The 8336-nt window shown below is 58.2% G+C and carries 6 protein-coding genes; 3 read left to right on the top strand and 3 right to left on the bottom strand.

Annotated features, from left to right (window positions below):
• Positions 1-197 precede the first annotated feature (197 nt).
• Positions 198-1346, top strand: coding sequence for a pyridoxal phosphate-dependent aminotransferase (locus LUB09_RS18015; RefSeq protein ID WP_231423239.1), 1149 nt, complete (start codon positions 198-200; stop codon positions 1344-1346).
• The gene (locus LUB09_RS18010; protein ID WP_231423238.1) at positions 1334-2125 is read left to right on the top strand and encodes an amidohydrolase; all 792 of its coding nucleotides are present in this window, start codon (positions 1334-1336) and stop codon (positions 2123-2125) included. Before LUB09_RS18015 ends, LUB09_RS18010 begins: the two co-directional genes overlap by 13 nt.
• A gap of 120 nt (positions 2126-2245) precedes the next feature.
• Here LUB09_RS18010 and leuA read toward each other — a convergent pair whose 3' ends face one another.
• On the bottom strand, positions 2246-3925 hold the full coding sequence (leuA, locus tag LUB09_RS18005; RefSeq protein ID WP_209984536.1) for a 2-isopropylmalate synthase: 1680 nt from the start codon (positions 3923-3925) through the stop codon (positions 2246-2248).
• A gap of 41 nt (positions 3926-3966) precedes the next feature.
• Here leuA and LUB09_RS18000 point away from each other — a divergent pair, with 41 nt between their 5' ends.
• Positions 3967-4143: a hypothetical protein gene (locus LUB09_RS18000; RefSeq protein ID WP_231423237.1), complete on the top strand. Its 177-nt coding sequence runs from the start codon at positions 3967-3969 to the stop codon at positions 4141-4143.
• A gap of 153 nt (positions 4144-4296) precedes the next feature.
• On the opposite strand, the gene LUB09_RS17995 is transcribed toward LUB09_RS18000, so the two are convergent.
• Both LUB09_RS17995 and LUB09_RS17990 read right to left on the bottom strand, forming a co-directional pair.
• Positions 4297-6951: a membrane-targeted effector domain-containing toxin gene (locus tag LUB09_RS17995; protein WP_231423234.1), complete on the bottom strand. Its 2655-nt coding sequence runs from the start codon at positions 6949-6951 to the stop codon at positions 4297-4299.
• A gap of 93 nt (positions 6952-7044) precedes the next feature.
• Entirely contained in the window at positions 7045-8232 is a 1188-nt protein-coding gene (locus LUB09_RS17990; RefSeq protein ID WP_231423233.1) for a hypothetical protein, read from the bottom strand.
• Positions 8233-8336 lie beyond the last annotated feature (104 nt).

Genomic DNA, 8336 nt, shown 5'->3' with positions numbered 1-8336 from the left:
TCGGGCTGGTCTCGATACTGGATACGATAAACCGACTCAACCGCATAGCCTGAACCGCCGTATACGGAACCGTACGTACGGTGGTGTGAGAGGACGGCGGGAGTAATCCCGCCTCCTACTCGATCCTGACGGTTTGCTTGCTTGACCTGCTTGCAGCTTGCAGCTTAAAACTGGCAGCTCACCCGAAGGGGGCTCCCATGATCACCAGCAAGTTGCCGAACGTCGGCACCACCATTTTCACCACGATGTCGCAACTGGCTGCCGAAACCGGCGCGCTCAACCTGTCCCAGGGTTTCCCCGACTTCAACGGCCCGCAAGCGTTGCTCGATGCGGTGGGCCAACACGTTGCCAACGGGCATAACCAGTATTCACCGATGACCGGCTTGCCGGCCCTGCGCCAGCAAGTGGCAGCGAAGATCGCCCGCAGCTATGGCGTGTCGGTCGATCCCGACAATGAAGTGACCATTACTCCGGGGGCCACCGCGGCGATTTTCTGCGCGATCCAGGCGGTGGTTCGTCGGGGCGATGAAGTGATCATCTTCGATCCCTGCTACGACAGCTACGCACCTTCGGTGGAACTGGCCGGTGGCCGTTGCGTGCATGTGCAACTGAGCCTGCAAGGCTTCGCGCTGGACTTCGAGAAGATCAAGGCGGCGCTGTCACCGCGCACGCGCATGATCGTCCTCAACACGCCGCACAACCCTACTGGCGCACTGATCAGCCGCGCCGAGCTTGACCAATTGGCCGACCTGATCCGTGATCGCGATATCTACCTGCTCAGCGACGAGGTCTACGAGCACCTGGTGTTCGATGGCGTGCCCCATGTCAGCGTGCTGGCCCATGCAGAGCTGTACTCGCGCGCCTTTGTCGTCAGTTCCTTCGGCAAGACCTACCACGTCACCGGCTGGAAAACCGGCTACGTCGTCGCGCCACCCGCGCTGACGGCCGAATTGCGCAAGGTGCACCAGTACGTCAATTTCTGCTGCGTCACCCCGTTGCAGTTCGCGCTGGCTGACTTCATGGCCGCCCACCCGGAGCACGTTGACGAACTGCCGGCGTTCTACCAGACCAAGCGCGATCTGTTCTGTGACTTGCTGGCGCCGTCGCGCTTGAGTTTCACTCGGGTGGCCGGCACCTACTTTCAACTGGTGGATTACTCACAGATTCGTCCGGACCTGGATGACGTCGCCATGTCGCTGTGGATGACCCGCGAACACGGCGTGGCGAGCATTCCCATCTCGGTGTTCTACCAGCACCCACCTCAAGGCCAGCGCCTGGTGCGCCTGTGCTTTGCCAAACGCGAGGAAACGCTGCAACAAGCAGCCGAAAAACTATGCGTGATCTGACTGCATTGCCGGACCTGAATATCGCTCTCGTCCAGACCAGCCTGGCCTGGCACGACCGCCAGGCCAACCTTGACCATTTCGAGCTGTTGCTGGAGCAGGCCGAGGGTGCCGACCTGATTGTGTTGCCGGAAATGTTCACCACCGGTTTCTCGATGGAATCGCACACCCTTGCCGAGCCGGAAAGCGGCCCCACCCACCGCTGGCTCCAGGCCCAGGCCAGAAAGTACGCTGCGGTCATCACCGGCAGCGTGATCATCCGGGCGGCCGACGGCAGCCATCGCAACCGCCTGCTGTGGGCGCGGCCCGATGGTGAGGTGCTGCACTACGACAAGCGCCATCTGTTCCGCATGGCCGGCGAACACGACCACTACACCCCGGGCGAACGCCAGGTGCAGTTCGACTGCAAGGGCTGGCGCATTCGTCCGTTGATTTGTTACGACCTGCGCTTTCCGGTGTGGAGCCGTGATGCCCAGGACACCGACCTGCTGCTGTACACCGCCAACTGGCCGGGCGCGCGGCGTCAGCACTGGAACCGTCTGCTACCGGCGCGGGCCATCGAGAACCTGTGCTACGTGGCGGCGGTGAATCGGGTGGGTACGGATGGCAAAGGTTTTGGCTACACCGGTGACAGCCAGGTGCTGGACTTCCAGGGTGAGACCCTGCTGAGTGCGGGGGAGGCGGACGGGGTGTTTCAGGTGTGCCTGGATGCGGCGGAATTGGCGGCGTATCGCACCCGGTTTCCGGCGAATCTGGATGCTGATAGTTTTCGGTTTGTCTGATAGACCGCTATCGGGAGCAAGCCCCCTCCCACATTTTGAATGTATTCACAGATCAAAATGTGGGAGGGGGCTTGCTCCCGATGAGGTCGGCCCAGCCAATAACGCTTCTGGATTGCTTGCTTATGCCGCTTTCGCTGCCTGTTGGCTCAGCGAACGGTTCAACGCACTGAACAACGCCTTGAAGCTGGCGGTGGTGATGTTTTCATCAATCCCCACCCCATGCACCGGACGTTCACCGTTCACCCGCAGTTCAATGTAAGCCGCCGCCTTGGCATGGGTGCCCGCGCCAATCGCGTGTTCGTTGTAATCCATGATCTCCACACCAATCGGCAGGCCGGCCACCAGGGCTTCCAGTGCACCATTGCCTTTGCCTTTCCAGTGCAGGTTGGTTTCGCCCTGGCCCTTGCCCGAGACTTCCACCTCGACATAACTGTTGCCGTTCTCTTCCTGCAGGCGATGGCTGACCAGCGCGTAGGGGGTGTTGGCCTGCAGGTATTCCCGTTGCAGCAACGCGTAGATCTGCGGCGCGGTCATCTCCAGGCCCACACGGTCGGTTTCGGCCTGTACCACCTGGCTGAACTCGATCTGCATGCGGCGCGGCAGGCTGATGTCGTATTCCTGCTCCAGCAGGTAGGCGATACCGCCCTTGCCCGACTGGCTGTTCACGCGGATCACCGCCTCGTAGCTGCGGCCGATATCGGCCGGGTCGATCGGCAGGTACGGCACTTCCCACAAGGCATCGTCTTTCTGCTGGGTAAACCCCTTGCGGATCGCGTCCTGGTGCGAGCCGGAGAACGCGGTGTGCACCAGGTCGCCTACATACGGATGACGTGGGTGCACCTGGATCTGGTTGCACTCCTCGACGACCTTGCGCACGCCGTCGATGTCGGAGAAGTCCAGCTGCGGGTCGAGGCCCTGTGTGTACATGTTCAGGGCCACGGTGACCAGGTCGACGTTGCCGGTGCGCTCGCCGTTGCCGAACAGGCAGCCTTCGACACGGTCGGCGCCCGCCATCAGGCCCAGCTCGGTGGCGGCCACGCCGGTGCCACGGTCGTTGTGGGTGTGCAGGCTGATGATCACGCTGTCACGGCGATTGATATGGCGACCGAACCACTCGATCTGGTCGGCATAGATGTTCGGCGTGGCGCACTCGACGGTGGCCGGCAGGTTGAGAATCATCTTGTGCGCGGGCGTCGGGTTCCACACCTCGATCACGGCGTCACAGACTTCCTTGGCGAACTCCAGCTCGGTGGCGCTGAAGGTTTCCGGCGAATATTCGAAGGTCCACTGGGTTTCCGGCTGCTGCGCGGCGTATTTGACGAACAGCTTGGCCGCGTTGACCGCGATGGCCTTGATGCCGTCCTTGTCCTGGTTGAACACGATGCGGCGAAACGACGGCGACGTGGCGTTATACAAGTGCACGATGGCCTTTTTCGCGCCGCGCAGGGATTCGAAGGTGCGTGCGATCAAGTCTTCACGGCCCTGGGTCAGCACCTGGATGGTGGTGTCCTCGGGGATGTGGTTGTCCTCGATCAGGGTGCGCACGAAGTCGAAGTCGGTTTGCGAAGCGGCCGGGAACGAGGCTTCGATTTCCTTCACGCCGACCGCGACCAGGGTCTTCCAGAAGCGCAGTTTCTTGGCGGCGTCCATCGGCTCGATCAGCGACTGGTTGCCATCACGCAGGTCGGAACTGCACCAGATCGGCGCACTGGTGATGGTTTTCGACGGCCAGGTACGATCCGGAATATCGATGGTCGGGAACGCGCGGTATTTCGAAGACGGGTCTTTGAGCATGCTCATCGGGAAATCCTTGGTTGAGGGCCGAAAAAAGGCGGCCTGCCGTGAAACTGTTATTGGGAATAAAGCTTTGGACGAGGCAGATCGATTCAGCCTGGCAGTCGTGCGCTGACAAGGCACAGGCTGCGGTGCTGGCGGAGCTGAATGAGGGTGTGAGCGGTTTTCATGTGCTCAACCCTAACCGCGGGGGTGAAAGATGGCAAGTCGGTGAAAAAAATTGATGGAATTACTCTTTATTTGCTTTTTTGTGATGCTTTAAAGCTGTTTTTTGTATTTTATTGATCTTTTTTTGCGGCAAGTATTCTGCGGTCGCAATTTTAACTGCAAGCGAAAGGGAAGGGCGCCATGGCGCACCTTCCCGAACCCTCCATACGTTATGCCTTCAGGTACTTATCAACAGTGTGTTCAATCTGCACGTCCCCTCCCCATAACTCCATTTCCTCAGTGAAGTCGTGGGTATGTGCAGGCACCCTGGTAGTGCTGCCGGCTCCTTTGGCCGCGTCACGTACTGAAACGCCCAACCCGCCTGTAAGCTCCGCGATACCAGGGACGGCGCCTCCGGTATAGTCGTCAACGTAAGTGTTCATATGATTGTTGCCGACCAGCGCTACCCACTTCTCTCCTTTGGGCGTTTTTTCGATCAATTTAGTAGCGAAGTAGTTGAGTTCTTCCAGACGATCGATAAAAGCGTTTTCTCTTTGGAGGTTGGTCTCAAAATCGCGTCTGTGCACGGTCAACTCGGCGTGTTCAAGCCCGATCACCTTGAGGCCATGTTTATCCGCCGCTGCCAGTACATCGGTCATGCTCAGCGCATTGTTGCGGTATTTATCAGTGAGATGGCGCGGGAACAGGTAGTGCGCGTCGTCTGCTGTGTAAGCTGTGCCGGCAAGTGTAGGCGAACGTTCCAGGAAATAAGCGTTCTCCAGATAAAGCGTGGTAACCCCAGCGTTTTTGAAGTGCTCCATATTGGTGACCAAAAAATCCAGGCTCGCGACTTGTTCATGGGATTCCCCTATCACCCAGCCGTTGACATCAGGACGGGAAAGCGTGTTTTTAATCAGTTCACTTGCGGCTATGTCGACACTGACGGGCTCTATTGCCGGGCGTGGCGCCGGTTGCCTGGCGAAAAAAGAGTCATAAAATTCATCCATGTCACGCCTGAACCATTCCGTCAGCCTGTTGATGTCGGCCGGATCGTCGAAGTCATTTGCTGCTTCGCCCTTCAATATCCTGTCCATATAATCGTCCAGGGGCAGATCGGTTTCTCCACCTTTCAGTTTATTGAGCCTCCATTCTCCTGTGCCGGTGGATACCAGAGACGCGAATTGTTTTCCGGAAATTGCATCGATAGCTCTGACTGAGCCGCCTTCAAGCTTATAGATCGGGCTGATTTTATAAGGGCGCTCCACGCCAGTACCGTCAGTGAAAGGAATATAGAAGTCGTCGCCGACTTGAAACGTGCCATCCGCTCGTTTTGTTCCATCAAGTACGCTTTGCGGGGCGGCGTGCTGACTGAAGTCCGGCAGGCGCGGCGGCCGTGTCTGGTTGCCGCTGATGGCCACCGTTAGTTTGCCCGCGCCGGCAGACGTTGAGGGCACGTTCAACTGAACTTGATTTGCAACGGCGCTGTTTGACGGCGCAGGAATTACCCGCGTAGCCCGGCCGGACGGCACTGCCGGGGCGCCTGTGCCTGGCGTCAGGGTTTGCGCCTGTGCGGATGGCTTGAACACGGGACGTGAAATCGGACTGGTGGGAATGCGGTGGCCGGTGGCAGCGACGGTGAAGTCGGAGAATGCTCTGGACAGATGGCCGGGTTTGCTGAGGGTTTTTCTAAGAGAGTTTCCCGGCATCCGCATTATCTTAATCGCTGCTTTCGTCAGCCTGGAAGCTGTCGAGACCCCTTTGCCAATGACCGGCACCAGGTCCAGAAAGACCCCCGCCAGTTCGATGCCAAATATCACTTTGTTATAACGCGATTCCTTGGCCACCTCGGCATTGCTGACCGAGCTCAAATCGGCGTTCTTGATCAGGATATCCGACACTTGCTGGTACATTGCATCTCGAAGATCCCCCTCAACGGGTCTTAGATAGGCGATTTTCGGCTCAAGCGCTTTCTGGGCGTTTTCCAGGGTGGCGATGATTTTTTTGTTGCGATAGTCTTCAATCGTTTTTTGTAGCGACTCCAGCGGTGTCGAGTTGACGCGCGCGCGCGAGTAGGCTTGCCACTCTGGTTTACTCATCAATGTCTCCAGCTCCTGCTGGCTGGCCAGCGCGCGCCATGCTATGCCGTCAGGCGCATCGGGACTGTACAAGACTCGAGATAAGTGGCTGTGATCGCTGATCACGGTGACGCCCTGAACTGGAGCGCCGTAGAACGACATCGTGTTGGCGATGATGGTTTTCCCATCGACCTTCGGGCGTGTGGCCGGGTCGGGATGATCAATCACTGCCCTGACCCACTGGGGCGCCAGTGGTTTGCCCGCGCTGTCTGTTTCTGAAGCCGAATAGGCCGTTGGGCTCAATTTTGCCAGATAGGCATGCTTGTTCATGGTGCTGCGCAGGGCGTGTTTCCATGCTGAGCGCAATTTATGCGGCTCACCGTTGCTGGCATCCGGTGCCAATTGCGCGTGGAGCATGTCGAGGTATTTGCCCCCTACATCCGCGTCTTCCACCAATGCCAGGAGTTCTGCGGTTTTCAGCACGATGGGGTTGCCGTCACGGTCCTGCACCGGCTTGCCTTGGGCATCAAGAAGCTTGGCTTGCAGAGTGTCCTGGACGTGCTGGTTGCTGTCGCCTGCGGGAAATGCCGTCGGGTTTTTCAGTGACAGGTCGGTTAGCGATATCACCTGGGTTTTGTAGTCGGCCGGGGTGTACGCTCCGTGTCTGAAGCGTGTATGAATGCGCGACTTCGTCGTAGTCACAACTTTTGTCTTCTGGGCGTCGACGGTCGCCCCAGGGTGTTTTTTTTGCAGGGCCAGGTTCAATTGCTGGTTGGCGAACTGATGCAGCGCGGGGATTTTTTCGAGCATCGGCGCCAGCCTCCCAACGCTCTTTTGCTCTACACGTTCAAGATACTGATAACCCCGGATCTGAACCGGCGTGAGACTTTTTAGCCACTGCGGCTATTTTTTGTCGGCCAGTCGTTCGTAACGGGCGAGCATTGCGTTGTTGCCATCAAAATGCGCTGACCAGTCTGCCGCTTCATCGATAGCCGCGCCTATATCGGCGTCTTGCAGAGGCGTCGGGTGCAGGATCTGGTTTTCCGGGGAGAGGGTCTGCATGAGGGTCGCTTGAACCTCATCGGCCTGGCGCTTCAGCAATTGGGTAAACGCATCGGCAATCACGTCGCCCTCAATGGGGACAAGGCTTGCAATCAGGTCCTGGCCCTTTAAAGGGCTGTGAGTCTTTTGTGCCGACAGAGGCAGACCCTCTACGAGCAGGGTTGCGGCTGTGCCCCGTGCATTCAACCGTTGAGCCAGCGCCTGGAACGCTTGAGCGCTGTTCTCGAAGGGTTCGAGGCCCTCACTTGGCGTGCACAGCACCATAGGCCCATCGTCGTTCCCAGGTGCAGAACCTTCCTTGCTGGTGACTAGCCATGCCCCCGCCAAGCGTGCACCGCTGGCGCTGTTGTCATTGATCAATAGCGGGTAGACGCCTGGCCTTGATTCTGGCGCGAACGCCTGGCTGCGTTCTTCACGCGTGGTGTACTGGAGTACGGTATCCACCAGGCGTTTGGCTTCTGAACTCAGATAGCCATCCCGTTCGCCCAGTGCCGCCAGGGTTGACAGCTGTTCCTTGTGTAATGACAACAACTGATCCTGGGGTGCGTCTTTGAGGATTTCTGTTGGATTCGGTTGGGTCCAGAAGTTTTTCACGGTTTCTGGAAACTGGGTCGCAATACGCCTGGCTATTGTGTGCAGTGAATCAGCGGCGGTGACGGACCGGGCGGCTTCGGTCGGCGCCGTCTTGAGCATGAATCGCGATGTGACGCCTGGCTCGTCGATAAAGTTTTTATCCGGGTAGGCGTAGATTTCCTGAATCGCCCGTGTCAGCGCCTCCAGAAGCGGTTCTTTTGACACTGCAACGGATATGCTGCCGTCATCGGCCAGTCTGGATCGCTCGAACGACATCGTGGAGGGATCAAAGGATGTGAGCTGGGGAAATGCCTGTTTAATCTGAGCGTTTACGAAGTCTCTGAATGCAGGCTGTTTTTCTTGCAGTCGGGCCATCTTGAGGCTGAGATTGTCGTATTCAGAGGTGAGAAACTCGACGGGTCCGACTTTGAAGTGTCTTGAGAACTCGTTGGACAAGCTCGCTGGCTCTACGGATATTACCGTAGGTTTTATCAGCGCATTAAGACCGTTTCCCGAGTGCCGCGAATCAGGTTCCGAGGGCGGTTGATCTGTCTCTCTTT

Source organism: Pseudomonas sp. Leaf59 (assembly GCF_920984685.1).
Classification (GTDB): domain Bacteria; phylum Pseudomonadota; class Gammaproteobacteria; order Pseudomonadales; family Pseudomonadaceae; genus Aquipseudomonas.
This window is presented reverse-complemented; position numbering and strand designations above follow the sequence as displayed.